This window comes from Paraburkholderia fungorum (assembly GCF_046027605.1).
GTDB lineage: Bacteria > Pseudomonadota > Gammaproteobacteria > Burkholderiales > Burkholderiaceae > Paraburkholderia > Paraburkholderia fungorum_F.
Window position 1 is genome coordinate 1 of the sequence record NZ_JAQQEF010000037.1, and the last position, 24,636, is coordinate 24,636.

Sequence of the window (24,636 nt, forward strand, 5' to 3'; positions counted from 1 at the left end):
TTTATATTATGTTAAATCATGGATCAAAGAAACGGCCCGTTGTCCTGCAACCGTCGCATTGCATAAATCTGTTCCCCATCCACCGCCTATTCCTTCGTCCCGCAATCCTCGAGCGCTTGCAGAAACGTCGAACTCCACCAGTGCACATCGAACTTGCGGATCCGGCTAAGCAGCGCTTCATGCCGGTTGATCCGCTCATCGAGCGACATCGTCAGCGCCCGCTGAATGGCCTGCGCGGTGCCTTGCGTGTCGTAGGGATTGACCAGCAGCGCTTCCTTCAACTGCTCGGCGGCGCCGGCAAAACGCGAGAGCACCAGCATGCCCGGATCGGCTGCGTCCTGTGCGGCGATGAACTCCTTCGCCACCAGATTCATCCCGTCGCGCAAAGGTGTGACAAGCGCCACGCGACTCGCGCGATACAGGCCCGGCAAGCGCTTGCGAGCCACGTTCCGATGAATGTAGCGCACCGGCATCCAGTCCAGTTCACCGAAGTCGCCGTTGATCGCGCCGCACAAACTATCCATCTGACGCCGCAGATCGTCGTAGGCACCCACGTCTTCTCGACTCGGCGAGGCAATCTGGATCAGCGTCGCGCTATCGCGGTTCTCCGGGTAGTAAGTCAGCAGTTCGCGGAAAGCATGAACGCGTTGCGGCAGTCCCTTCGAATAGTCCAACCGGTCGACGCCCAGCAGCAAACGCCGCCGCGAATATTCGTCGCGCATCCGGACAAACATGTCGCGGCCCTCCTTCGAGTCGGCAAGACGAATGAAGTCGTCGACGTCGATGCCGATGGGATACGCGCCGACCCGCAGCGTTCGATTGAACGCCCGAAGGCGATCCGGACTCAACCGCTCCGCCTGTGCCTCCGATTCAACGTAGTGAGAAAAATGCGTCAGGTCGGCTTCGCTCTGGAAGCCCACCAGATCGTATGCGAAGAGCGAACGCATCAGCCACTCGTGCTCGGGAATCGCTGCCATGATCAGCGGCGGCGGCATCGGAATGTGCAGGAAGAAACCAATGCGGTTGGTGCATCCCATGGCGCGCAACTCGGCCGCGAGCGGGATCAGCTGGTAGTCGTGAACCCAGATGAGATCGTCCGGCTTCAATAGCGGTAGCAACTTGCGCGCGAATAGCTGGTTGACCCTGCGATAGCCCGCTGCGAATCGCGTGTCGAAGTTAGCGAGGTCGAGCCGGTAGTGAAATACCGGCCACAAGACATCGTTGGAGTAACCCAGGTAATACGTGTCGTGATCCTCGCGGCTCAGATCGAGTGTCGCAAGTGTGACGTTGCCGGCCGTCTGGACATGAACTTCGCCATGGCCGGCTTGTGCGCCATCCGCCTGTTCGTGGATCTTGCCGCTCCAGCCGAACCACAGCCCACCTGTTTGCTGCAAGCTCTCCCGCAGCGCTACGGCGAGTCCTCCGGCCGCGGGCTTTCGCGGGTCTGCAGTACGATTCGAAACGACGACTAGTCGACTCATGAGTTCCTTGTGTTGTTGCGTCCACAATCACGTTCTGATCGACTCAGTTTACTCTGTCGCTGCGGTTAGGGCACGGCAAGGTTAGCGTGCACTGCCCTCCTGCGTCATGACCAGCGCGAGCGACGCGGACAGAATCGATTTCGCCAGTTTGTCGTCGTCCACGGCGCGCGCCAGCGTAATGGCTCCCACGATGGTCGCGACGATACCCAGGGCAGCCTCTTTGCTCTCGCTGGATGCGGCTTGCGCTATTTGTAGCGCCAGCTTGCGCACGTAGTCGGTAAGCCGCGCCATGACGTCCGGATTCGCATGCCGCGCTTCTCCGGCGAGTGCGCACAGCGCACATCCATTGCCGGGATTCTTCACGTGACGCTCATTGAGGAAAACTTCGGCGATAGCCTGCAGAGGCGTTTCTCCGCGCTTTACCGCACCGTTTGCGAGAGACGCTATGCGTTTCTCGCTCTGACTAACCGCGTGCTCGAGCGCTTCCAGAATCAACGCGTCGCGTGATGAAAAATGTCCGTAGAACGCGCCATGCGTGAGCCCCGCGCTACGCATGCACTCAGCGACGCCGAGTGCCTCGATGCCGTGTTCGCGAATCTGCCGTGACGCGTTCTCAAGAACACGCTGCCTGCTCTCAGCCTTTTGTGCCTGCGAGTAACCCATATTTTGCCTCGCTACCCTTGACAATCTGCATGACGAGCATAATACTGAATTTCTGCATGATGATCAACATATAGAATTCGATGTTGACGATGCTCATGTCCGTTTGAATGCAGCGGCTGAGCTGCGCTGCTTAACAGGGCTTTTTAACAGGGCTTTTTGCGAGATTTTTGCGCCACCAGCAGGCGCGGCTTTGGTTGCGATCTCGGCGTAATACACAGGAGAAGGAAATGCGTTTTACAGGAAAAACAGCGCTCGTCACTGGCGGCAACAGCGGCATCGGCTTTACTGCAGCGAAGCTTTTGATTGCTGAAGGCGCCCGCGTTGCGATCACGGGCCGTGATCGCGCAAAACTGGATCAGGCAGTCTCTGAACTCGGGGAAAACGCGCTTGGCATTCAAGCCGATCTCGACAATGAAACCACTATCGAGTCGATGTTCAAGCAGATCAAGGAAACCTTCGGGTCGCTCGACATCGTGTTCGCCAATGCCGGCATCTCGGGTCCGACGCCGCTCGGCGGCACGACCGCGGCTGCATTCGAGGCGATTCTTCGCACCAATCTCACCGGTGTCTTTCTCACGGTTCAAGCGGCGCTTCCGCTGATGAGCGCCGGCGGCTCGATTGTATTGAACGGCTCCGTGATGCGCGAACTGGGTTCGCCTGGGTCGGCCGCTTATTCCGCTACTAAAGCAGGCGTCACCGGCATGGCCAAGGTGTTTGCATCCGAACTCGTGCAGCGTGGCATTCGCGTCAACACTGTGATTCCAGGCGGCACACGTACGCCGATCTGGACGCGCGGCGCCCGGGCCGGGGCCACGCTCGACGGGACCGAAGAGGCACTTGCGCCGGGCATTCCGATGGCACGTCTTGCTACCCCTGAGGAAGTGGCGAGGGCTGCACTTTTCCTCGCGTCCGACGACGCGTCGGGAATCACCGCGGCGGAAATTGTCGTCGACGGCGGCACGATCGGCGCGCCGTGGGGAGCGCCTGTGTTCCGCAAGGGGTGAAGAGGTTCGATTTGCTGATTGGCGAGGCGCAACACGCGATAAAATCAGCGAACACCTATGAAGCGGTTCATGAATGCGTCGCGAGAACTACAACGACCTGCTGGCCTTTATCGCCGTCGCACGCGAACGCAGTTTTACGCGTGCCGCGGCGCAACTGGGCGTTTCGCAATCCGCTTTGAGCCATACGATTCGTGCTCTCGAATCACGGCTCGGGCTGCGCCTGCTGACCCGGACAACGCGCAGCGTCTCGCCGACCGAGGCGGGCGAGCGTCTGCTCCAGACAGTCGCGCCCCGCTTCGAGGAGATCGAATCGGAACTGGCGTGCCTGACCGAGTTTCGTGACCAACCCGCCGGCACCATCCGCATCACCGCGACCGACTACGCGACGAGGACCGTCCTATGGCCCAGATTGTCGAAAGTCCTGCACAAGTATCCGGACATCAAGCTTGAAATCATGACGGACTACGGTTTGTCCGATATCGTGGCCGACCGCTTCGATATCGGCGTTCGCACCGGCGATCAGGTTGCCAAAGACATGATCGCGGTCCGCATCGCGCCCGATATGCGCATGGCAATCGTCGGCTCGCCTGCGTATCTGGAGAAACGGGCTTTGCCGAAGAAGCCTCAAGACCTGACCGCGCATAACTGCATCAATCTTCGTTTGCCGACGCTTGGCGGCTTTTATCCGTGGGAGCTCAAGAAGGGCAATCGCCAGGTTCAGGTGCGGGTGGAAGGCCAATTCGCCTTCAATGGGACCTATCAGATGCTGGACGCGGCCCTTGCTGGACATGGTCTGGCGTATGTGCCGGCGGATCTGGTGCTAACGCATGTCACCACGGGGCGCCTGATCTGGGTACTGGAGGACTGGTGCCCCACCTTCCCCGGTTTGCACGCCTACTACGCGAGCCGCCGGGAATTTTCACGGGCGATGACCGTGGTTATCGATGCAATCCGCTATCGCCCTGAAGACAGGAAACGGTGAAGCAAGCACCATTCATGATTGCAGTTCATAAGGGTTTGCTGTTTCAGGGGCTTTATCGCTAGATCCTCTGTGCCTATCATCTATCGATACCCGTTAGCAATCGCAGGTACCGCCTGCATGGAGATGATGATGGATTACCGATATCTCGGCCGTAGCGCCCTCAAGGTTTCACCGCTGTGTTTGGGTGCAATGATGTTCGGCGGCGAAACTGACGAGACCACATCCAGAAGAATTCTCGACAAGGCGTTCGATCAGGGCGTGAACTTCCTTGATACCGCTGACGTTTATCACGCTGGACGCTCCGAGGAAATCGTCGGCCGCGCGATTGCGCAGCGGCGTGACAGTTGGGTCGTCGCGACGAAGTTCGGCTATCCGGCCACGTCTACAGCGGGTCCGAACGAACAAGGGCAATCGCGCAAGTGGATTTTCCAGTCGGTCGACGCCAGCCTGAAGCGTTTGGGCACCGACTACATCGACGTCCTCTATTTCCATCGCTCGCTGGTCGATGCGCCGCTCGAGGAAGGTGTGCGTGCCATCGGCGACTTGATCCGCCAGGGCAAGGTTCGTTATTTTGGCCTATCCAACTTCCGCGCCTGGCGCATCGCGGAGATCGTGCGCCTCGCCGATCAGCTTGGGATTGATCGCCCCGCGGCGATCGAGCCGTTGTACAACATGGTGGATCGCACGGCCGAGGTCGAACTGTTGCCGGCGGCCGGGCACTACGGGATCGGCGTCGTGCCTTACAGCCCACTCGCGCGTGGCGTGTTGACGGGTAAATATGCACTCGACGGTGCGCCGCCAGCCGACTCCCGCGCGGGACGCGGCGACAAGCGTATCCAGCAGACCGAGTGGCGTCCGGAATCGCTGGCCATCGCGCGCAAAGTCGCGGCTCACGCCGCCGATCGCGGTACGACTTCGGTTGCCTTCGCCATTGCGTGGGTGCTGAAGAACACACTCGTGAACTCCGCCATTGCGGGTCCGCGCACGGAAGCCCACTGGGACAGCTACGTCGAAGCGCTGAAGCTGCAGCTTGGACCCGACGACGAAAAGTTCGTCGACAGCCTCGTTTCGCCGGGCCACGCGTCGACGCCGGGCTATACGGACCCGAACTATCCGATCGAAGGCCGCCGCGTCATCGTCTGACCTTGCGGCGAAGCTTACTTCTCACACAGCGAGGTGAAATCCCGCCAGGGTGACTGCCCTGGCGGGTCACCTGCCCGTTCAGGCGAGCTCGAAGCGGTCGAGGTTCATCACCTTGACCCAGGCCGCCACGAAGTCATGGACAAATTTTTCCTGCCCGTCCTCGCTTGCATAGACTTCGCCCAGGGCGCGCAACTGAGCATGCGAACCGAAGACCAGATCGACACGGCTACCGGTCCACTTCAACTCGCCGCTCTTGCGCTCACGCCCTTCGAACACCTCGCGAGCCGCCGAAGCCGGCTTCCATTCCGTGCCCATGTCGAGCAGGTTGCGGAAGAAGTCGTTGGTCAGCGTTTCCGGCTTGTGGGTGAAGGCAGCTTGCGGATTTTGCCCGGTCCCTACGTTCAGCACGCGCAAACCGCCGATAAGCGCGGTCATCTCAGGGGCGCTCAGGGTCAGTAATTGCGCCCTGTCGATCAACAAAGCCTCGGGCGGCACGCCGTATTTGCCTTTGACGTAGTTCCGGAAGCCATCGGCGATCGGTTCCAGGGCCCCGACGGATTGCACGTCGGTCTGTTCCTGCGAGGCGTCCATGCGGCCGGGCGTGAAAGGCACGCTCACCTGATGGCCGGCGTTTTTCGCCGCCTGCTCGATGCCGGCGCTGCCGGCCAGCACGATCAGGTCGGCCAGCGACACCTTCTTGCCGCCGGACTGCGCACCATTGAACTCGCCCTGAATGCCTTCGAGAACCTTCAGCACCTTCGCCAGCTGCTCAGGCTGATTGACCGCCCAGTCTTTCTGCGGCGCGAGGCGAACGCGTGCGCCGTTGGCGCCGCCGCGCTTGTCCGAACCGCGGAAGGTGGAGGCCGATGCCCAGGCGGTCGATACCAGCTGCGAGACCGACAGCCCTGATGCCAGAATCTTCTGCTTGAGCGAGGCGATGTCCTGCTCAGCGGCTAGCGGATGGTCAACCGCCGGAATCGGGTCTTGCCAGAGCAGTTCTTCGGCGGGCACTTCCGGGCCCAGATAGCGGGCGCGCGGTCCCATGTCACGATGCGTGAGCTTGAACCACGCACGGGCGAAGGCATCGGCGAGCTGGTCGGGATTCGCCAGAAAGCGCCGCGAAATTTTCTCGTACTCGGGGTCGAGGCGCAGCGCGAGGTCGGTGGTGAGCATCGTGGGCCGCAGCTTTTTCGACGGGTCGTAAGCGTGCGGGATCGTTTCGCCGGCATCCTTGGCGACCCACTGGTTGGCACCGGCTGGGCTCTTGGTCAACTCCCATTCGTACTTGAACAGGTTTTCGAAGAAGCCGTTGCCCCACTTCGTCGGCGTGGCGGTCCAAGTCACTTCCAGACCGCTGGTGATCGTGTCGGCGCCCTTGCCGGTGCCGAAGCTGTTCTTCCAGCCCAGCCCCACGTTCTCGAGATCGGCGGACTCGGGTTCGGGACCGACGTTGTCGGCAGGACCGGCACCGTGCGTCTTGCCGAAGGTGTGGCCACCGGCGATCAGCGCGACGGTTTCTTCGTCGTTCATGGCCATGCGCGCGAAGGTTTCGCGGATGTCGTGTGCCGCGGCATGCGGATCGGGATTGCCGTCGGGACCTTCCGGGTTCACATAGATCAGCCCCATCTGCACGGCGCCCAGCGGATTCTCCAGAATCCGTCCGTGGTCGTCGCGGCTCACCTCTTCACCATGTTTTTCTACGTCGGCAACGATCACGCCGCCGTCTTCGTTATCGCCTGCGGCTCCCTTGCCATAGCGGACGTCGCCGCCCAGCCAGGTCTTTTCATTGCCCCAGTAGACGTCCTGGTCCGGTTCCCACGTGTCTTCACGGCCGCCGGCGAAGCCGAAGGTCTTGAAGCCCATGGTTTCGAGCGCGACGTTGCCAGTGAGGATCAGCAAATCGGCCCAGGAAAGTTTCTGGCCGTACTTCTGCTTGATCGGCCAGAGCAGCCGGCGCGCCTTGTCGAGACTGACGTTGTCCGGCCAGCTGTTGAGCGGCGCGAAACGCTGCTGACCGCGCCCCGCACCACCGCGGCCGTCGCCGATGCGATACGTGCCGGCACTGTGCCAGGCCATGCGGATGAAGAGCGGACCGTAGTGGCCGAAGTCCGCCGGCCACCAATCCTGCGAGTTGGTCATGAGGGCGGCGAGGTCTTTCTTTACCGCTGCGAGATCGAGGCTCTTGAATGCCTCGGCGTAGTTGAAATCGTTGTCCAATGGATTGGACTTGTTGGAATGCTGGCTGAGCAGATCGAGCCGCAGTTGTTTCGGCCACCAGTCACGATTCGTCGTGCCGCCGCCTGCGGCATGGTTAAACGGGCATTTTGCTTCGTCTGACATGCGTCATCTCCTTGAGGACGTACCCACTACCTGTTGTGCTACGGCTCCTGAATTCTTTGTATGGTGCATCGCCGACTTACGCCGGCGGGACTGCCGGGAAATCACATAATGGGCGTTTCTGGTGTACCACTGTTGATCACCCGACGTGCATGGTCGGCGTCCGTGATGGATCGCGTGGCGCGCATTGGACGAGGACGGCTCGCGTCGGCAGGCTGCTGCACTTCAAAATATACGTGAGAGTCGCTGTCAATAGTATGGGATTCTGGCAATGCTATTGATAGACCGTGACTATGACGTGGCAAGCGCTTCTGGCGCAGCGTTCGGCGCGCCACAGACACCACACAGGCACCCCACGGCGGCCTTTCAAACGCGCATCAGGGACATACCCTCGCGGTAGCGTAAGCGGCCACGCATGCGATATGCATCGAGCAGCGAGGTTTTCATTCGTTCTTGCACTGCAGCAACATGCCGCCCATCTGAACACGGCGCGCTCATGCAAGCGTGGAGTCATTCAGGATTTGTGCATGGCGTGTTTGTCAGCCAATAGCCATGCAGCCCACATCCCAACAGAATGGGCTGTGCCTGCCATACAGGAGGGCATGCGTGGTTGCCGCGAGCAACCGTTCCTGCAAAAGGAAAATCGTATGTTGATGCGTGACCCAATCCCTACCGCCCTGACCCGTGGATCCGCCCTTCTTTCCGAAGACTCGCTGACCCCGGAGCCGCTAAAGACCTTCCACCATACGTTCGACATTTATCTCAAGGACTCGAACGCGTTCATGAATACGTATTTCTCGCGCTACTTCGAGTGGCAAGGTGTATGTCGCGAGCGGTGGTTTCATGAATGCATACACAACGACCTGCTGGGATCCGACGGCATGTTCGTAACCAAACGCGCGCACCAGGAATATGTCCACGAAACCTTCCCCTTCCAGCATGTGGATTGCTATCTGAACACAGTGCAGGTCAAGCAGTGCTCGGCCTACCTGCTGTTTCGCTTCTGCGTGGATGGGCGCGAGGTCTCGAAGGGTTATCAACAGATCCTGTACGCCGGACGGGACCGCAAGATCAGGCGGTTCCCGGAAGGGATCGTCGAACGGGTCAAGGAGTATGAGCTGCCGTTGACGGCGCTAAGCGCCTGAGCGTGACGACTGATTTTCGCCGTTCAGTTTCGCCGTTCAGTTTTATCGCTGGGTTTTTCCCGCTGTTTTCTCGTTGAGTTTCACCACTGGGTTTCAATACCAGGTTTACCGCTGGGTTTTACCGCTGAGTTTCAACACTAACTTCCAACCTTGAGTTTCACCCCTGACGCCGGCGCAAGGAACGCGCCGGCTTTTTTTTCAGTGCGCGGTCCGCGGGCGACCCCGGTACCGGCAGGCGCACGGTGAAGGTGGTGTGGGCGCCGCGCGTCGAACTGCATTCGATACTGCCGCCCAGAAGCTCCGCGGCGCGGCGGCAAAATGCCAGCCCCATTCCCGCGCCGCTTCCGTGCCGTTTGGTCGAGAAGAAGGCATCGAAGATATGCGGCAGGACGTCGGGCGTGATGCCCGGCCCTGTGTCGCGAAATCGCAGGACGCAAAACCCCTGCTCCAGCACCGCGCTGATTGCAATTTCGCCCTCGCCGCTCACATGAATGGCGTGCAACGCGTTTTTCAACAGATTGAACAGGACAAAAACCGCCAGCGTGTCCGAGCCCGAAAAGCACAGGGCCGCGTCGATCGGCGCCACGCTCACGCGCGCCCGTTCATCGCCGCGGAACGGATAGCGTTCCAGCGCCGACGTCACGCACTGCTGGATGGACTGAGGACTGAAGCGGGTGCGGTCCAGTCGATCGAGGGTGAACGAAGCGAGCGCCATCTCGACCATTGCGCTCGTGCCCGACACCTCCCGTCTGATCGACGTGGCGAGCTGGCTGATGCGCTCGGACTGCCCGGCATGCACCTCATGATCGTCGTAAAGCCCATGCGTGACGGCCAGCCGGTAACCGTTGAACACGTGGGACCAGACGCTGGCGATTTCGTCGGCGTGCATGGCGATCGTCGCGAGCGGTGTCGCGATCTCGTGCGCGATGGTCGCCGCGATTGCATAGGGGTGAATCAGGTGATAGCGGACGATCGTGATCGCGAGAAGCCCCAGGCTGAGGGCAATGAACAACACGCCCGGCGGATAGATCGCATAGCCGTAGTTGACCGCATAGTCGACCGCTGCAAACGAATACAGGCAAAGGCTCGCAAAGCAGAGCTCGAGGCGCCTGCGCGCTTCGCCGCCAGCCTGTTTGCGGGCGGCGAGCAGAAGCTGTCCGCTGCGGCCGGCGAGCAACACGGTCTGCACGACGTGCAAGGGATGCAGCGTGCCGGCGCTCGGATAGTAGCCAAAAAAATAGTGCCGGTAGCCGGCGATCACTTCGTTGCCGGGCAGCAGCACGGCCAGCACAAGACACACGCCGTAAGACGCGAGCAATATCGGCCGTTCACGGCGTCTCGCCGCCACCTCGGTGACGAAGTGATAGAACGTAGTGGGCAGAAAGAGAATGAAGAGATAACCGACCCGGACCAGCACGCTCGCAAGGTGGGGGTTTTCAGTCTGGAACAGCAAGGTCCACGTGCCCTGCCACGCGAATGTCGTCGCGCACATCAAAAGGAATGGCGCTGACAGACGCGTCACGCCTTGTGTGATCAGTACGTAAAGGCCAAACACCACGAACAGCGCGGACACAAAGGCAGTCGGAATGGCGTACATGTGGCTCGATGTGTCTGGAAGCGGTGGTCTATCCCGGCATTTTCATAGCGGACTGCGCAAAGGGCCCAACGCGTCATCCGCGGGCGTGCTGGTTCCGCTCGCTCCGCCATCGCGCAAACGTCAGCGCGTTCAAGCCCACGTGTTTCGAATCTATTCGGGTCCAGCAATAGAAAGCGTCGTCCCAGTCCGGGATGGTTCGGGGTGTCAGCGCCGTGAACTCCGCGTCCGGACGAAACGCCAGGTGCGGCCAGAAAACGGGCATCGACTCGCGTACGGCCATGCGCCTCAACAGATCCACCGGCCCGCTCTCATCCGCCACGATCTCCGCCTGGGCGATCCAGTCGCTCTCAACCCACGCAAGGAAAACGCTCGGGTTGCCTTCACGGTCGAACATCAGAATCGCATTCTGCTCCGGACGCCAGTAGTACTCGACAATGCCCTCAGCGGCCACCACCTCGTCGAGAACCTTCCTCGTTCTCGGGTCGCAGTAGGTGATGCCGTTTTCGCCCAGGCCAAGCCAGCCCGCCTCTGAGCAATGCCGCTTTCTGGCGTCTTTCAGAAAATGGACGAGTCTGCCGGCTGAATCCGCATCCGTCTTGCGCAGATACAGATCGACGATGCCGGCATTGAAAGCCTTGACCGCGACGGTCTCATCCGCGACGCCGGTCAACAATACCTTCGCGCATCGCAAATTGGAAATGGACGAAAGGAATTCGACACCGCTCAGTCCTGGCATGTCGTAATCGACGACAACCGCGGCCACCTCGGAAAATCGGGAATCGCGCGCCAGGATGTCTCGCTCCGCCGAGCTTTCGACAAAGCGCTCGAGGCCCGTCTCGCTCAGACCGGCCGACGCCGGCGCGAACTCCAGCGAATTCTCGCGGGCATGTTTGCGGATGAAAGCGAGCGCGGTTTGAGGCCGCGTGAAAAACAGATTGGTGGAAATATCCGGAAAGAACCGGCGCAACGCGTCGAGGTAGCTGTCGTTGTCATCAACGAAAACGACGGAGGCCGGATAGAAGACTGGGGGTCGAATAAAGTTGTTCATGTTTTTACGTGGAATGTGCGGCGCGCCTTGTACCGGCTGACACGCCGGTTCTCTCACGCTGGCTCCCGGGCCAATTCCCGCTGCCCCATATAGTACCGGGGTCTTCGCATGAACGTGCAATCTCGCGCTACGCGTGCGTCACGCTATGCAAATGGAATAATTTCCTTTAATCAGGCCGTGCTCTCGCGCCGAGGCTCGCCTAACCGTTCAACTGCTCCTTGAGCCGCGCGCGGTGCGCCGCGACCTTCGCGCGGTTTCCGCAGATCGCCATGCTGCACCACCGGCGTGCGTGACCACGCGTGTGATCCGCGAACATCAAGGTACAGGCGGGGCCTTCGCACGCTTTCACATACGTGAAGTCTTCGTCACATACCAGCCTCGCGAATGCCTCGGCGATGGGCATCAATAGCGACTCCGGCGACTGCCAGCGCCGCTGCGCGCGAACCTCAAAGCGCGTCACGCCGCCCTCAGCGTGCGTCACGATTTCGCCATGCTGCTGGTCTTGTTCGAGCAGTTGATTCAACGGTTCGAGCTCACGCAGATCTTTGGCAACGAGCGGCCGCCCTTTTCTCTTGTGGACAAATTCCCTGAACCACTCGCGCAATTCACGCGCGCGGGCCGCAACGTCGTCAAGTTCGGCAGTGGTCGACCGGTTCCGTATGCCTTCGAGCGCCGCTCGAGGCACGAACCCCGCCTGATCCAGCCACGCCAGCAAACCTTCCCCGTCGCTGATCCAGTCCACCGGTTCATCCACCGGTGTCGCGAGCGAGTTGAGGAAATCGAGACCTGGCGCGTCGGCCAGCATCATCGCGGGGATCTGACGGTAGTCCATTTCTCATGACGAATGTGAAGTGATGGTACCTCAATGTAACCTTTAAAAATGCGCTTGACAAGTTACATGACTCGTTTGTAACCTGTAAATACGCTGTTAAGCGGTTACTCGACACGCAGCGGAACACGCCATGCGTGCATCACGAGCAGCACCTACTTCCTTCAAAGGAGCGAGAAATGTCGATTGGTAATGTCAGCGCGGTGCTTGCGCACGGCGCGTGGGCGGATGGTTCAAGCTGGAGCAAGGTGATCGAACGCCTGAATGCACACGGCATTCACGCAGTTGCGGCGCCGTTGCCGCTCAGTTCTCTGCAGGATGACGTGGCCGCGCTCGATAGAACACTGGAACGCATCGAAGGCCCAGTTGTGCTTGCAGGGCACGCCTACGCCGGCGCCGTGATCGGCGAGACGCGCGCCGCCCACGTCAAGGCGCTGGTCTACGTCGCCGCGCTTGCGCCTGACGAAGGCGAAACCGTCGGCGATGTGTTCTACCGCGGCGAAGCGCATCCGCTGGCGCCCACACTCGCACCGGATCGGCACGGCCTGATCTGGCTGCCGGACGAGGCATTCGCGGCAGCATTCGCGCAGCACGCCAGCGCGCAGGAGCTGACGGTGCTCAGCGCGATTCAACGGCCGATTTCGGTTTCGTGCATTGGCGAGGCGGTAGGACGTCCACTCTGGAAGGACCGGCCGAGCTGGTTCCTGACCGCCGGGCAGGACCGCATGATCAATCCCGACACGCAGCACTTCATGGCACGGCGCATGAAGGCGCACGTGCAGTCACACGAGGTCGATCACACACCGATGGTCACCGCCCCCGACGCCGTCACCAGCGTGATTGTCGAAGCGATCGAGGCGGTCTCGGCTCGTTAGGAATATCTGTAACTGTCATGCCGGCCTACGTTGAGCACCGGCCATTTTCAGCAGTACGCCATTCACCCAATCAGGAGTTAAACCATGTCCTCTATCGCCTATCGTCACGCTGATGTAGACGGCCTCAAGGTGTTCTATCGCGAAGCGGGTCGTGCGAAGGCGCCGAAGCTGCTGCTCCTGCACGGCTTTCCCAGCTCGAGTCACATGTTTCGCGACCTGATCCCGTTGCTTGCCCAACAGTTCCATATCGTCGCGCCCGATCTGCCCGGCTTTGGTCAGTCGGACATGCCGGGTCGCGATACGTTTGCCTACACGTTCGACAACATCGCCAACGTCATCGAACGCTTCACCGAGCAGATCGGTTTCGATCGCTTCGCGATGTACGTATTCGACTACGGCGCGCCGACGGGCTTCCGGCTTGCCCTCAGCCACCCCGAGCGGATTGCCGCGATCATCTCGCAGAATGGCAACGCATACGAAGAAGGTTTGAGCGAAGGCTGGAATCCGATTCGCGCTTATTGGCAGGATCCGTCTCAAGCCAATCGCGACGCACTTCGCGCGATGCTGACGCACGAAACGACGGTGTGGCAGTACACCCATGGCGTTCAGGACGCGGCTTCCGTCTCCCCCGACGGCTACTCGCTCGACGAGTTCTATCTGAGCCGCCCAGGCGCGGACGAAGTCCAGCTCGATCTGTTTCGCGACTACCGGAACAACGTCGCGTTGTATCCCGCATTCCAGCAGTATTTCCGCACCCACCAGCCGCCTTTCCTTGCCGTGTGGGGCAAGAACGATCCGTTTTTCCTGCCGCCCGGCGCTGAGGCATTCAAGCGCGACATCCCGAACGCCGAGGTGCGTTTTCTCGATACGGGGCACTTCGCACTGGAAACGCATGCGGCAGAGATCGCCGCGGCCATTTCCGGATTTCTGATTCGCTGACCCGGAATGCCGGAAGGTTGTTGTTCACTCAATCGATATTCAAGCGGCTCATTTACGAGTCAAGGAGAGAGAAAATGTCCAGCAAGGTAGCCATCGTTACGGGTGCGAGCCAGGATATCGGCCGCTCCACCGCCATCAGGTTGGCGCGCGACTTTGCGTCGATCGTGCTCGTTGCGCGCAATCGCGAGAACCTCGATCAGACCGCCGACGCCGTCAGGAAGGCGGGTGCCCAGGCGCTTGCAATCGACCTCGATCTGTCCGATCCGGCGGCCGCGCAAAGCGTCGTCGACCAGACGCTGGCGGCGTTCGGGCAGATCGACGCGTTGCTCAACATCGCCGGGGCGGTGCCGCAAATCGACGTGTTCGACATGACCGACGATCAATGGGAGCGCGGCTTCGCGCTGAAGCTGCACGGCGCGCGGCGGTTGACGATCGCGGCGTGGCCGTCGCTGAAGAAAGCGTCGGGGTCGGTGGTGCTGATGTCGGGCAACTCGGCGCTGTTTCCCAAGGCACCGTACGCGGCCGTGGGCACCATCAACGCGGCGATCGTGGCCCTGGCGAAAGCCTTCTCGGACCGCGGAATCGCCGACGGCGTACAGGTCAACAGCGTGCTGCCTGGCCCGGTGATGACGGGTCGGCGGCAATCCTATCTGGAACATTGGGCGCCGCTGCACAACATGACGGTCGAAGAAGCGACAGCGCGGTTTCCTCTTGAAGCCGGAATTGCCCGGTACGGCACGCCCGAGGAGATTGCCGAACTGATGGCATTCATCGTATCGCCTGGGGCTCACTGGATGACGGGCTCGACGTTGAGGATGGATGGCGGCGAGGTTAAGTCGATCTGAAATCAAGTCGCTCTGAAGCGCGACGATCGCGAGGCGGTGAGAACGTTACGGGGCGATTGATAGATTGATGGATTGATAGATTGATGGATTGATACGCAGCCGAACATCCTTCAATTGCCACGTCGGCGAAACTTTCGCATCACGCGTCACACCAGGGAGAGCAGGCCAACCAGGATGAGGCTCGATGCCCAGATTGCATCCAGGTTGAACCAGCTCCGTGACACGAACTTCAGCCCCAGGTAGCGGTAGACCAACCAGGCCAGCAGTCCGCCGACCAGCACCATGGCGGTAGCGTGAACGCCGGACACGAGTAGCGCCATGCCCAGATTGGCGCCGATCAGCGTTTGCGCGGCCTGGTGCCCGCGGTCGAGATCATAGGACCGGCACAGTCCGAGGTAGATCGGCACGAGCATCAGTCCGGCACCGTGCGCGATGGCCACCGCGAAAGACCAGAGCGCGAGCCGCGACGGCGGGATCCGCGCGAGCACACGCGGATGGCGCCGGCGGATCAGCAGGAACACGCCGAAGCCAACCACGAGAACGCCGGCGCCGACCTGGATCTGACGCTGCCAGGCGAGCAGCATAGCCAGCACGGCGAACGGCATCATCACCGCGAACATCGCCAGTATGTGGCCCGCCGCGAGGTAGACGAGCGCGGCGAGCAGCGCCCGCGCGCGTCTTTGCATCAGTCCGTTCGACACCGCGAGCGGCCATCCCATCGCCGGATTGATGCCGTGAAAGAGGCCACTGGCGAGGACGGCTAACCAAAGGCTGGTCTGCGACCAGCCGCTCCCGATCAAACGCCCACCGACGGATAACAGAACGAATCGGTCGAGCAGTCGCCGCCTTCGAGCCGGATCTGGTGGGCCCGGTATCCGTCCGGGAAGTCCACCCAATAATCGTCCGCCAGCGTGAGGCCGCCGCCGGGTTCAGCCCGCGCCATGACCTGTGCGGCAGGCACGCCGTCCGGGTAGAACTGGTTGTCCCAGGTCGAATAGAGCGAGTTGGTCCAATAGACACGCTTGCCGTCGCGGCTGATCTCGACCATCTGCGGACCGCCCGCGAAAACTTTTCCGTTCGGATGGGGCGTGCGCCGTGCTATCCCGCCGATGTGGACCGATCCTGTGAGCTTCGGCTTGCGGGGCTCCGTCACGTCGTACTGGCGCATCTCGCCGGTGCCCCAGCAGGCGACGTAGAGGAATTTGTCGTCGATGGAGAGATCGATATCGGTGACGAGCGGGGGCACCGCACCGAATCCCTGCAGCAACGGAGGAAGCTGTTCCGTGGCGGCGGGCTCGGGCGGAATGGTCGCGGTCTTCTCGATATGGAACTCTCCGCCTTCGCGCCACCAGGTCCAGATCGATCCTTCCAGGTTCGTCGTGTCGACCACCACGCCGATAAAGCCGTACTCCCGGCTGGGATCATGCGCGGGCCGCACTTCGAGCGCCATCTGATGGTTCGCGCCGAGGTCGAGTGTCTGCACGTTGCGCCTGCCGCGCAGGTCCCAGAAGTGGATGCGATGCCCGTACCTGTTCGACAGAAGGTCCTCGGGGACGATCCCGTTCTCGAATTGCGGCGGCAATGCCCACTCGCTGGACACCATATAGTCGCGCGGCAGGTTCCACCAGAAATCGTAGTGTTTCTCCTGCAAGCCGCGATCGATCTCCCAGCGGCCGAGCACCTCGAATGTTTCGCAATCCATGATGAAAATACCCGGCGGCCCGTCGGTGCCGTCTTGCCCCGCACCGCCGAGCGTGCTGACGTAGATGCCTTCCGGCCCGCAATGGACCGTATGCGGGCGCGAGTAGCCCGTCTTGCGGAAGATTTCTTCCGGTTCGATGATCTTGTGAATCCGCGCCTGAGTCGGATGCGGATGCGTATCCACGATGTAAATGCGTGAAGAACGCATGCCTGGAATGATCAGATAGCGTCGTTCGAGGAAGGCATGGCCGGTCAGCGGCGATAGCGCGGACGAGCAGGCATTCCAGCCGAAATGATGAAATTCGTCTCCCTTGTACGGCACCGGCACCGTGTGAACCACCTGGCTGTAGGTCGGCGAGCCCGGCTTCACGTCGATGACGGCGAGCGCGTCGGGCTGCGAGAAATCGGGGCTGAGCAGCACCGTGTAGGCGTACTCTTCCGCGGGCGCATCCATTGCGAGTTTCGGTGAGGCGTGGAACGTAGGATCTGGGCGCATACCCATGACGGGACTCTCCTTGTATGGTTCGGGGGCGTAAGGCATTCGCCTGCCGGTTTACCTCGTTATTCAGCTGAGCGGGTGCTGCCCGCAGGGTGGCAAGCCGACGTGCGTCGGTGAGCTGCATGGCCTGACAGCCGCGAACCGCGGCTGAACGCACTCAATATTAGGTGTAGTCCACGGCGGAAGTGAGAGCAACCGAAAGTTTTGTTAGCCGTCCGAATGCCAGGCATTTCGCTGATCAAACGTCATATCTGAAACGATAGCAGACGCCCTGCTTTGATCGCATTGTTTGGTCGAACCTTCGGTGGACATCCGGGCGAAATTTCGCCGTGACCGTCGAGCATGGCCTCAACTCGGCTTCGCACGTGGCCGCCGCATGAGATTAAACGGTGCCCTGGGGATCTGTTGCCCAGTGACCCACACCTTGTGCGGAATGTTGGCCGCCGGCCAACGAGCCTGCGCGAATTCCCTGGCACAACGTCCGCCCGGCCACGGCAAACAGTGCGCCACGCCGGTCGTTAAACGGACTGGTCAGCGACACCGTCACGATGCTGCAGCAGATTGGCTCAGGGCAGTGCGGGTTTTCCGGCACCGGCAAGTCGTACGTCTGCTATTGACCGGCGTCTGCACGATGCCTTTCGCCTTGAGCGGAGGTCATCGCGCCGCAAAGGATCGCCGCGGGAATATTTGAAATCGCGCTATCAGGTGCTACGTTCAGGCAGCGGCAACGTCATCAGCCGTCCCCGCTCAGGCTTCACCGCGTTGTCGCCGCAAAGACGCAGACACATCCAGGCGGTGGCGAGATTGCTGCTCACGACCGCCTTGCCCAGCGCGGCCTCGATTCGCGCGATGACCGCCGCTGCCCGCACCGCCGTGCAGGAGATAAAGAGCGCATCGGATTCTTCGGCCGTCGCGTCACGCGCGAAGGCAACGATATCGTCATGCGAGATCCGCGCCATCTCCCGGTCATCGGACAAACCGATGCAGGTGAAGCGGTCGATGATGAAACCTCGTGCGGTGAAGTACTCGGCCATCGGACGGCTGGTTTCAACGGTATAGGGCGTAAGCACGCTGATGCGGCGCGCGCCGAGCGCTTTGAGCGCAGCGACGGCCGCTGCGGTCGGTGTGACGACCTCTGCCTCGGATTTCGCCGCATGGATCGCCCGTTCGATCTCCACCTCACCGATCATGACGGACGCCGAAGTGCATGAATACATCACCACGTCGAGCGTTTCGTCGGGCAGGATCAGCGCGGCGCCCGCGGTCAGCGACGGCCGCATCGCGAGCAGATTCTCCGCCGTCACCGGGTTCGCGTACGGCACGCGGTTCACGTAGACGCCGATACGCTCATTCGCGACGAGCCTCGCGAAGTCCGGCTCGGTGGTGTGATCGGTTGCGAGGATCACGAGGCCGATACGCTTGTGAAAGGCGCGTTCGTCGAGGCGCGGCACCCGGCCTGCCAGATGAATGAAACTCAGCATCGGTCAATGCCCAAGGTTGGGAAAGCGCCTTTCGAGCAGCCTGACGCCCACCACCGCGATCAGACTGATACATAAAAACAGCATGCCGACGAGCGTCATCGGTTCGAGGTAACGGTAGTCCGTGTTCGCGATGATCTTCGCCTCGTTCATCAACTCGAGGACCGTGATCGCCGAAAGCAATGGCGTTTCCTTGAACATTGAAATCAGATAGTTCGCGAGCGCGGGCAGCATCGGCGGCACGGCTTCGGGCAAGATGATGTGCTGCCACATCTGCGCCGGGCTCAGATTGCACGCCTTGGCGGCTTCCCATTGCCCACGAGGCACGTTCTCTATGCCGGTCCGATAGACCTCAGCCGTATACGTTGCGTAATGAACGCCGAGCGCGAGTACACCTGCGGCGAGCGCCGGCATTCGAATACCGATATCGGGCAGCACATAGAACACGAAATAAAGCTGCACGAGCAACGGTGTGCCACGAATAAAGCTCGCCACCGCCGTGGTGGTACGCGACACCGCGCGGTTCGGCGAAAGCCGCAAGATCGCGAAGACCATGCCGACCACCGCCGCCACCACGGCGCCGAGCAAGGTTGCGAGCACGGTGATCTTCAGACCTTGCAGCAGGATCGGCATGATCTCGCGCGCGAAACTCCAGTCCCATTCCATGCGTTTATCTCCTCATCCCGTCGAGGCCAAATGTCATCCGGCGTTCGAGCTTGCGCACGCCGAACGAAATCGCGCAGGCCATGGCGAAGTACAGCGCGAGAATCGTCGCGAACGGTATCAACGTATTGCCGGTTTGCGAGCGTACGACCTGCGCCTGGAATGTCATGTCGCCGAGCGAGATCAACGACACGACGGCGGTCCCCTTGAGCAACTCGATTGCGTTGTTGCCGAAGGTCGGCAGCATCAACGGCAAGGCCTGCGGCAGGATCACGTGACGCATGCGCTGATACGTGGACAGATTCAACGCGATGCAGGCGCTGCGCTGCTCGTGGCCGATCGCGACGATCGCGCCACGCACGACCTCAGCGCCGTACGCGCCGACGTTCAAGCCGAGTGCGAGTACCCCGGCCTGCAATGGCGTGAGCGTGAATCCGACCATCGGCAACACGAAATACGCCCAGAACAACTGGACGAACACCGACGTGCCGCGGAAAAACTCGATATACGACGTGGCGAGCGCGCGTACCGCGAAGAACCGCGACAACCGTCCGAGTCCCGCGGCGAACGCCATCACGAGCGCAAGCACCGTCCCCATCACAGTGAGTTCGACGGTTGCCTCCGCGCCTTTCAGAATCAGCATCAGATAGCCGGACCAGTCGTTCATCAGCGCACCTCTCAGGCAGTGGAACGGCCGTTCGGCGCGCTACTCCATAGCGTGCCAAACGGGCCGGGCAGAGTTAGCTGGTTGCCGCGCACAGCTTGTCACGGGTCGTCGACATTGCGGCCTTTGCCGAGAAGCCGTACGGCTCGACGATCTTCGCGAACTCGCCGGACTCCTTCATCTTCTTCAGTTCCACGTCGAAAGCATCGCGCAGCGCGGTGTCCTGCTTGCGGAATGCCACCCCGTCACATTGCACGGGCGTGCCCTGCACCGGCGCGATCGATTCGAGGTTGGCGTCTTTCGCTTTCGAGAGCAGATCGCTGATCGATAACAGCGGCAGCGCGAACGCGTCGATGCGGCCGTCCTGCAGCATCTTCAGACCACTCTGGCCGTCCGGCACGATAATGACGCGGTCGGTCGGAATATGCGCGGCGGTCGCGAGTTTCTGTTCGGTCGTGCCGCCTTCAACGCCGATCATTGCCTTGGGATCTTTGGCGATTTCCTCGTAGGTCTTGATGGTTTTGGTGTTGCCCTTCTTGACGGCGAACGCTTCCACCGCGCACAGCACCGGCTCCGAGTAGGCGACCGCGGCGCAGCGCTGCGGCGTCATGAAAAGACCCGCTGCGATCGCATCATGCCGGCCTACCGCAAGTCCGGGAATCATCGCGCCATACTCGGAGATCGACGCGACGATATCGTTGACGCCCAGTTTTTTGAAGACCGCGCGCGCCACATCGGGCGCGGCGCCCGTCACCTTGCCGTCGGCGCCGACCGCGGTAAACGGTGGTTCATTGGCAATTGCGATACGCGCGAAACCCTGCTCCCTGAGTTGCGCGAGTTTGTCCTGTGCGGCGAATGCAATGCCGGTCAAGGTCAGCAGCGACAGCGTCCCCGTGATAAGAATCCCCTTCAATTTCATGATTTTTGGCTCCTGGGCGTGGTGGTGTGCGACGGTAAGGATGGGTAGCGTGTTGCTCAGATCCGGTGACCCGCGGCGATGATCTTGCGCAGGAACGCCTGGGTTCGCTCATGCTCGGGATGACTGAAGATATCTTCAGGCTTGCCTTCCTCGACGATCCTGCCGCGGTCGAAAAACAGCACACGGTCCGCAAAATCGTGCGCGAAACCCATTTCATGTGTGACGAGCAGCATCGTCATATCGGTTTCTTTCGCGAGCCGCTGCATGACGCTCAGAACTTCTTCCACAAGCTCAGGGTCGAGCGCTGAAGTCACTTCATCGAACAGCATGATCTTCGGTGCGAGCGCCAATGCGCGTGCGATCGCCACGCGTTGCTTCTGGCCGCCGGAGAGTTGCGCAGGCCGGCTCTTTGCCTTGTCGGCCATGCCGACCATGTCGAGCAGTTCCAGCGCGCGTTTCTCGGCGGACTCACGGCTCTCGCCCTTGGTCAGCATCGGCGCGAGCGTCACGTTGTCGAGCACGCTCTTGTGCGGAAACAGATTGAAGTGCTGGAAGACCATGCCGATCTTCTCGCGCATCTTCTGCAGGTGGCGCTCGTTCGCGGGCACCGTCTGGCCGCCGTGCGGCATATGAAACAGCTGTTCGCCGTCCACTTCGATGTGGCCGCCGTCGATCGATTCGAGCGTCATCAGAATGCGCAGGATCGTCGTCTTGCCGGAGCCGGACGGGCCGATCAGCGCGAGCTTCTCGCCCGGCATGACATCGAGCGACAGTTCGTCGAGCACGGTCAGCGCGCCGTAGCGCTTCGTGATGCGATCGATGCTGATCAACGGCTTCGTCATCGGCGCCTCCCGGCGTGGCACCGAAGTATCGGCAGACGCTGCCGGGCCGTTCGACGGAAAGGTCGCTGGAGCGATGCCTGAAGCGCTCAGCATATCGGTGACTCGCGCGGTGTTCATATCGTTCGGTTCCCGTTCGTCATACCTGACTTGGTTGAATGCAGTGCGGCCGTGCTGCGAGAACAACTATGCAAACCAGAATACAAAGCCATATTCGGGTTCTGATTGCCCTAGAACAATTCTTTTTTCGGCGGAAATCGGCTCGCGCCATGAGGGCAAGGCTACCCGGGCGGGAAGCCGCTCTGCGAGTCAGGGACAACACCTATGAGCACAGCACGGAACAACTGACGAATGCCGATGAGTTTCACTGTCCAGATTCAGGCCGGCAACGAAGATTGAACTAGCACATTAGAAGGCGCTTTTCGCGGCATTAGACTGCGGCCATAAATGCCTAAAGGTCGCTCATTGCGTGCATGGGCCGCCACTTTCCGCCATGACGTCACGAACAGAGAGGGGAAGATGTCAGATACAACGCAACAGGCAGCGCGAACCACGGCGCCCGTCGTACGTCTGCCGTTTGAACGCGCCGAATACGCCGCCCGTATCGGCAAAACGCGTCGAGCCATGCAGGCAGCCGGGATCGAATTGCTGATCGTCTCCGATCCGACCAACATGGGTTGGCTTACCGGTTACGACGGCTGGTCGTTCTATGTGCATCAGTGCGTGCTGCTCGCGCTGGATGGCGAACCGGTCTGGTTCGGCCGTGGCCAGGACGCGAATGGGGCAAAGCGCACCGTGTTCATGGAGCACGAGCAGATCGTCGGGTATCCGGATCATTACGTGCAATCCGCCGTGCGGCACCCGATGGACTATCTTGCCCGCGAGGTGATCGAAGCGCGCGGCTGGGGCGCGTTGAAGATCGGCGTGGAAATGGATAACTACTATTTCAGCGCCGCGGCCTATCGGTCGCTCGTGGTTCATCTTCCGAATGCGCAATGGCAGGACGCGACCAGCCTTGTGAACTGGCAGCGTGCCGTCAAATCGCCGCGTGAGATCGACTATATGCGCGTGGCTGCGCGCATCGTCGAAAAGATGCACGCGCATATCGTGGAGCGGATCGAACCCGGCATGCGCAAGAATGACCTGGTCGCTGAAATCTACTCGGCAGGCATTACCGGCGTCGAGGGTCACGGCGGCGACTATCCGGCCATCGTGCCGCTGCTGCCGACCGGCGCCGACGCCGCCGCCCCGCATCTGACATGGGACGACACGCCGTTCGCCAAAGACGCCGGCACGTTCTTCGAAATCGCCGGCTGCTTCAAGCGCTATCACTGCCCGCAGTCGCGCACGGTGTATCTCGGCAAACCGCCGAAGCATTTCATCGACGGTGAGCGCGCGGTGCTGGAAGGCATCGAGGCGGGCCTCGCCGCAGCCAAGCCCGGCAATACGTGTGAAGACATCGCCAACGCGTTTTTCGCGATGCTGCACAAATACGGCATCGAGAAGAACAGCCGCTGCGGATATCCGATCGGTGCGAGCTATCCGCCGGATTGGGGCGAACGCACGATGAGCCTGCGGCCTGGGGACAAGACGGTCCTCGAACCGGGCATGACGTTCCACTTCATGCCGGGCCTATGGCTCGACGATTGGGGACTCGAAATCACCGAAAGCATCCTGATTACCGAATCCGGCGTCGAAACCTTCTGCAACACGCCGCGCAAGCTGGTCGTCAAACCGTAAGCCCATCCACCCCTGTGCCGCCGCGACCGCGACGCGCACAGGGACACGTTAAAGGGGAAACATGCTTCCGAAGACAATGAAGGCCGTCATGCTGACCGCCCACGGCGGCCTCGACAAACTCGTCTATCGCGACGACATGCCGGTTCCTGCCTGCCGGGCGGGCGACGTGCTGCTCGACATCACCGCGTGCGGGTTGAACAATACCGACGTCTGGGTCCGCGAAGGCGCGTACGGCACGGAGGACGACCCGCAAGCCGTCTCCACCTGGCGGCGCGGCCGCTCGACGCTGTCGTTCCCGCGCATCCAGGGTGCGGATATCGTCGGCCGCGTGGCCGCCGTGGGCCGCGGCGTCAGCGATGCGCGGATCGGCGAGCGCGTGATCGTCGATGCATCGATCTATAACCGCGACGACGACAGCCTCGCCGATATCGACTACATCGGCCACGGCCGCGATGGCGGTTACGCCGAATACACCGCGGTGCCGGCGGAGAACGCGCATCGTGTCGATTCCAGCTACTCCGATGCTGAACTGGCGACGTTCTGGTGTGCGTATCACACCGGCGAACAGATGATCGAACGGGCCGCGGTAAAAAGTGGGGAAACGGTGCTCATCACAGGCGCCTCTGGCGGCGTCGGCTCCGGCATCGTTCAGCTATGCCGCGCGCGTGGGGCGATTCCGTATGCCGTGGTCAGCAAGGGCAAGGAAGATGCGGTGCTCAAACTCGGCGCAGAAGGCGTGATGCTGCGCGACAGCGAGCATTTCGCCGCGGATGTCGAACGGATGACGGCTGGCCGGCCGGTTGACGTCGTGGCCGATCTGGTCGGCGGCGCGCTGTTCGGCAAGCTGCTGAACGTGCTGCGCCCGGAAGGCCGTTACACCACGGCGGGCGCCATTGCCGGTCCAGTCGTACAACTGGATTTGCGCACGATGTACCTGAAGCAGCTACAGCTGAATGGGTCTTCGCAAGGCACGCGCGGCGCCTTCAAACGCGTGCTCGACTACATCGAGGCCGGCACGGTCAAGCCGGTTCTGGCCGCGACCTATCCTCTATCGAAGTTTCATGAAGCGCAAACGCAATTCATGGCGAAGGGCTTTGTGGGGAACATCGTCGTCATTCCGGACCGGCACTACAGCTGAGCCGACAATCAGGCCTGGATAACAGGCCTGCATACCCGCAGCCGGACCAGCGATCATTCGCTGGCCCGGCTGCTTTCTCCTGATCTCACAATCGATCATTGATCAGG

At 61.2% G+C, this 24,636-nt stretch carries 22 protein-coding genes; 9 read left to right on the plus strand and 13 right to left on the minus strand.

Annotated elements, in window-relative coordinates; genetic code table 11:
- Window positions 1–86: 86 nt before the first annotated feature.
- Together otsA and PQR53_RS35295 are read right to left on the minus strand one after the other, a co-directional pair.
- A complete protein-coding gene (otsA, locus tag PQR53_RS35290; RefSeq protein ID WP_408464668.1) occupies window positions 87–1,481 on the minus strand; it encodes an alpha,alpha-trehalose-phosphate synthase (UDP-forming) in 1,395 nt (464 codons plus the stop codon).
- Window positions 1,482–1,562: 81 nt separating this feature from the next.
- Window positions 1,563–2,144 carry a TetR/AcrR family transcriptional regulator gene (locus tag PQR53_RS35295; protein ID WP_408464670.1) on the minus strand — a complete coding sequence of 194 codons (582 nt, stop codon included), beginning with the start codon at window positions 2,142–2,144 and terminating at the stop codon, window positions 1,563–1,565.
- A 227-nt stretch (window positions 2,145–2,371) separates the two neighbouring features.
- Here PQR53_RS35295 and PQR53_RS35300 point away from each other — a divergent pair, with 227 nt between their 5' ends.
- The 3 genes from PQR53_RS35300 (at window position 2,372) to PQR53_RS35310 (ending at window position 5,273) form a co-directional block, all read left to right on the plus strand.
- On the plus strand, window positions 2,372–3,148 hold the full coding sequence (locus PQR53_RS35300) for an SDR family NAD(P)-dependent oxidoreductase (protein WP_408464672.1): 777 nt from the start codon (window positions 2,372–2,374) through the stop codon (window positions 3,146–3,148).
- A 73-nt stretch (window positions 3,149–3,221) separates the two neighbouring features.
- Window positions 3,222–4,130, plus strand: coding sequence for a LysR family transcriptional regulator (locus PQR53_RS35305; protein ID WP_408464674.1), 909 nt, complete (start codon window positions 3,222–3,224; stop codon window positions 4,128–4,130).
- 129 nt (window positions 4,131–4,259) lie between these two features.
- Window positions 4,260–5,273, plus strand: coding sequence for an aldo/keto reductase (locus PQR53_RS35310; RefSeq protein WP_408464676.1), 1,014 nt, complete (start codon window positions 4,260–4,262; stop codon window positions 5,271–5,273).
- Between the two features lie 78 nt (window positions 5,274–5,351).
- Here PQR53_RS35310 and katG read toward each other — a convergent pair whose 3' ends face one another.
- The gene (gene katG / locus PQR53_RS35315) at window positions 5,352–7,613 is read right to left on the minus strand and encodes a catalase/peroxidase HPI (RefSeq protein WP_408464678.1); all 2,262 of its coding nucleotides are present in this window, start codon (window positions 7,611–7,613) and stop codon (window positions 5,352–5,354) included.
- A 644-nt stretch (window positions 7,614–8,257) separates the two neighbouring features.
- Between katG and PQR53_RS35320 the strand changes: the two genes are divergently transcribed.
- Entirely contained in the window at window positions 8,258–8,755 is a 498-nt protein-coding gene (locus tag PQR53_RS35320) for an acyl-CoA thioesterase (RefSeq protein WP_408464680.1), read from the plus strand.
- A 157-nt stretch (window positions 8,756–8,912) separates the two neighbouring features.
- Here the strand turns inward: PQR53_RS35320 and PQR53_RS35325 are convergent, their stop codons facing one another.
- The 3 genes from PQR53_RS35325 to PQR53_RS35335 form a co-directional block, all read right to left on the minus strand.
- A complete protein-coding gene (locus PQR53_RS35325; protein ID WP_408464682.1) occupies window positions 8,913–10,352 on the minus strand; it encodes a sensor histidine kinase in 1,440 nt (479 codons plus the stop codon).
- A gap of 73 nt (window positions 10,353–10,425) precedes the next feature.
- Window positions 10,426–11,400, minus strand: coding sequence for a response regulator (locus tag PQR53_RS35330; RefSeq protein WP_408464684.1), 975 nt, complete (start codon window positions 11,398–11,400; stop codon window positions 10,426–10,428).
- Between the two features lie 199 nt (window positions 11,401–11,599).
- On the minus strand, window positions 11,600–12,232 hold the full coding sequence (locus PQR53_RS35335) for a CGNR zinc finger domain-containing protein (protein WP_408464686.1): 633 nt from the start codon (window positions 12,230–12,232) through the stop codon (window positions 11,600–11,602).
- Window positions 12,233–12,408: 176 nt separating this feature from the next.
- Here PQR53_RS35335 and PQR53_RS35340 point away from each other — a divergent pair, with 176 nt between their 5' ends.
- From PQR53_RS35340 to PQR53_RS35350, 3 genes are all read left to right on the plus strand, one after another.
- Window positions 12,409–13,104 (plus strand): alpha/beta fold hydrolase, encoded by a 696-nt coding sequence (locus tag PQR53_RS35340; RefSeq protein ID WP_408464688.1) that lies wholly within the window; start codon window positions 12,409–12,411, stop codon window positions 13,102–13,104.
- 84 nt (window positions 13,105–13,188) lie between these two features.
- Window positions 13,189–14,043: an alpha/beta fold hydrolase gene (locus PQR53_RS35345; protein WP_408464690.1), complete on the plus strand. Its 855-nt coding sequence runs from the start codon at window positions 13,189–13,191 to the stop codon at window positions 14,041–14,043.
- 74 nt (window positions 14,044–14,117) lie between these two features.
- Window positions 14,118–14,888, plus strand: a complete 771-nt coding sequence (locus PQR53_RS35350; protein ID WP_408464692.1) for an SDR family oxidoreductase — start codon at window positions 14,118–14,120, stop codon at window positions 14,886–14,888.
- A 146-nt stretch (window positions 14,889–15,034) separates the two neighbouring features.
- On the opposite strand, the gene PQR53_RS35355 is transcribed toward PQR53_RS35350, so the two are convergent.
- The 7 genes from PQR53_RS35355 to ehuA all read right to left on the minus strand — a co-directional run bounded on the left by PQR53_RS35355 (window position 15,035) and on the right by ehuA (window position 21,771).
- Window positions 15,035–15,688, minus strand: a complete 654-nt coding sequence (locus PQR53_RS35355; RefSeq protein WP_408464694.1) for a hypothetical protein — start codon at window positions 15,686–15,688, stop codon at window positions 15,035–15,037.
- Window positions 15,685–17,091, minus strand: a complete 1,407-nt coding sequence (locus tag PQR53_RS35360; protein ID WP_408464696.1) for a selenium-binding protein SBP56-related protein — start codon at window positions 17,089–17,091, stop codon at window positions 15,685–15,687. The genes PQR53_RS35355 and PQR53_RS35360 overlap by 4 nt, the downstream gene beginning before the upstream one ends.
- Before the next feature lie 698 nt (window positions 17,092–17,789).
- Window positions 17,790–18,569: an ectoine utilization protein EutA gene (gene eutA / locus PQR53_RS35365; RefSeq protein ID WP_408464698.1), complete on the minus strand. Its 780-nt coding sequence runs from the start codon at window positions 18,567–18,569 to the stop codon at window positions 17,790–17,792.
- 3 nt (window positions 18,570–18,572) lie between these two features.
- The gene (gene ehuD, locus PQR53_RS35370; RefSeq protein WP_408464700.1) at window positions 18,573–19,232 is read right to left on the minus strand and encodes an ectoine/hydroxyectoine ABC transporter permease subunit EhuD; all 660 of its coding nucleotides are present in this window, start codon (window positions 19,230–19,232) and stop codon (window positions 18,573–18,575) included.
- A gap of 4 nt (window positions 19,233–19,236) precedes the next feature.
- A complete protein-coding gene (ehuC, locus tag PQR53_RS35375) occupies window positions 19,237–19,896 on the minus strand; it encodes an ectoine/hydroxyectoine ABC transporter permease subunit EhuC (protein ID WP_408464702.1) in 660 nt (219 codons plus the stop codon).
- A 73-nt stretch (window positions 19,897–19,969) separates the two neighbouring features.
- The gene (ehuB, locus tag PQR53_RS35380) at window positions 19,970–20,812 is read right to left on the minus strand and encodes an ectoine/hydroxyectoine ABC transporter substrate-binding protein EhuB (RefSeq protein ID WP_408464704.1); all 843 of its coding nucleotides are present in this window, start codon (window positions 20,810–20,812) and stop codon (window positions 19,970–19,972) included.
- A 56-nt stretch (window positions 20,813–20,868) separates the two neighbouring features.
- Entirely contained in the window at window positions 20,869–21,771 is a 903-nt protein-coding gene (gene ehuA, locus PQR53_RS35385) for an ectoine/hydroxyectoine ABC transporter ATP-binding protein EhuA (RefSeq protein WP_408464706.1), read from the minus strand.
- Between the two features lie 399 nt (window positions 21,772–22,170).
- On the opposite strand from ehuA, the gene doeA reads away from it, so the two are divergent.
- Both doeA and PQR53_RS35395 read left to right on the plus strand, forming a co-directional pair.
- Window positions 22,171–23,391: an ectoine hydrolase DoeA gene (doeA, locus tag PQR53_RS35390; RefSeq protein ID WP_408464708.1), complete on the plus strand. Its 1,221-nt coding sequence runs from the start codon at window positions 22,171–22,173 to the stop codon at window positions 23,389–23,391.
- 61 nt (window positions 23,392–23,452) lie between these two features.
- Window positions 23,453–24,529 (plus strand): alcohol dehydrogenase family protein, encoded by a 1,077-nt coding sequence (locus tag PQR53_RS35395; RefSeq protein ID WP_408464710.1) that lies wholly within the window; start codon window positions 23,453–23,455, stop codon window positions 24,527–24,529.
- Window positions 24,530–24,636: the final 107 nt, after the last annotated feature.

Excerpts from the sequence above, each read along its gene's own strand:
- PQR53_RS35335 (WP_408464686.1), bottom strand. The coding sequence starts at position 12,232 with ATGGACTACCGTCAGATCCCCGCGATGATGCTGGCCGACGCGCCAGGT.
- PQR53_RS35340 (WP_408464688.1), top strand. The coding sequence starts at position 12,409 with ATGTCGATTGGTAATGTCAGCGCGGTGCTTGCGCACGGCGCGTGGGCG.
- PQR53_RS35295 (WP_408464670.1), bottom strand. The coding sequence starts at position 2,144 with ATGGGTTACTCGCAGGCACAAAAGGCTGAGAGCAGGCAGCGTGTTCTT.
- otsA (WP_408464668.1), bottom strand. The coding sequence starts at position 1,481 with ATGAGTCGACTAGTCGTCGTTTCGAATCGTACTGCAGACCCGCGAAAG.
- PQR53_RS35345 (WP_408464690.1), top strand. The coding sequence starts at position 13,189 with ATGTCCTCTATCGCCTATCGTCACGCTGATGTAGACGGCCTCAAGGTG.
- katG (WP_408464678.1), bottom strand. The coding sequence starts at position 7,613 with ATGTCAGACGAAGCAAAATGCCCGTTTAACCATGCCGCAGGCGGCGGC.
- PQR53_RS35305 (WP_408464674.1), top strand. The coding sequence starts at position 3,222 with ATGCGTCGCGAGAACTACAACGACCTGCTGGCCTTTATCGCCGTCGCA.
- PQR53_RS35325 (WP_408464682.1), bottom strand. The coding sequence starts at position 10,352 with ATGTACGCCATTCCGACTGCCTTTGTGTCCGCGCTGTTCGTGGTGTTT.
- PQR53_RS35330 (WP_408464684.1), bottom strand. The coding sequence starts at position 11,400 with ATGAACAACTTTATTCGACCCCCAGTCTTCTATCCGGCCTCCGTCGTT.
- PQR53_RS35360 (WP_408464696.1), bottom strand. The coding sequence starts at position 17,091 with ATGGGTATGCGCCCAGATCCTACGTTCCACGCCTCACCGAAACTCGCA.
- doeA (WP_408464708.1), top strand. The coding sequence starts at position 22,171 with ATGTCAGATACAACGCAACAGGCAGCGCGAACCACGGCGCCCGTCGTA.
- eutA (WP_408464698.1), bottom strand. The coding sequence starts at position 18,569 with ATGCTGAGTTTCATTCATCTGGCAGGCCGGGTGCCGCGCCTCGACGAA.
- PQR53_RS35395 (WP_408464710.1), top strand. The coding sequence starts at position 23,453 with ATGCTTCCGAAGACAATGAAGGCCGTCATGCTGACCGCCCACGGCGGC.
- PQR53_RS35310 (WP_408464676.1), top strand. The coding sequence starts at position 4,260 with ATGGATTACCGATATCTCGGCCGTAGCGCCCTCAAGGTTTCACCGCTG.
- ehuC (WP_408464702.1), bottom strand. The coding sequence starts at position 19,896 with ATGAACGACTGGTCCGGCTATCTGATGCTGATTCTGAAAGGCGCGGAG.
- PQR53_RS35350 (WP_408464692.1), top strand. The coding sequence starts at position 14,118 with ATGTCCAGCAAGGTAGCCATCGTTACGGGTGCGAGCCAGGATATCGGC.
- ehuD (WP_408464700.1), bottom strand. The coding sequence starts at position 19,232 with ATGGAATGGGACTGGAGTTTCGCGCGCGAGATCATGCCGATCCTGCTG.
- ehuB (WP_408464704.1), bottom strand. The coding sequence starts at position 20,812 with ATGAAATTGAAGGGGATTCTTATCACGGGGACGCTGTCGCTGCTGACC.
- ehuA (WP_408464706.1), bottom strand. The coding sequence starts at position 21,771 with ATGAACACCGCGCGAGTCACCGATATGCTGAGCGCTTCAGGCATCGCT.
- PQR53_RS35320 (WP_408464680.1), top strand. The coding sequence starts at position 8,258 with ATGTTGATGCGTGACCCAATCCCTACCGCCCTGACCCGTGGATCCGCC.
- PQR53_RS35300 (WP_408464672.1), top strand. The coding sequence starts at position 2,372 with ATGCGTTTTACAGGAAAAACAGCGCTCGTCACTGGCGGCAACAGCGGC.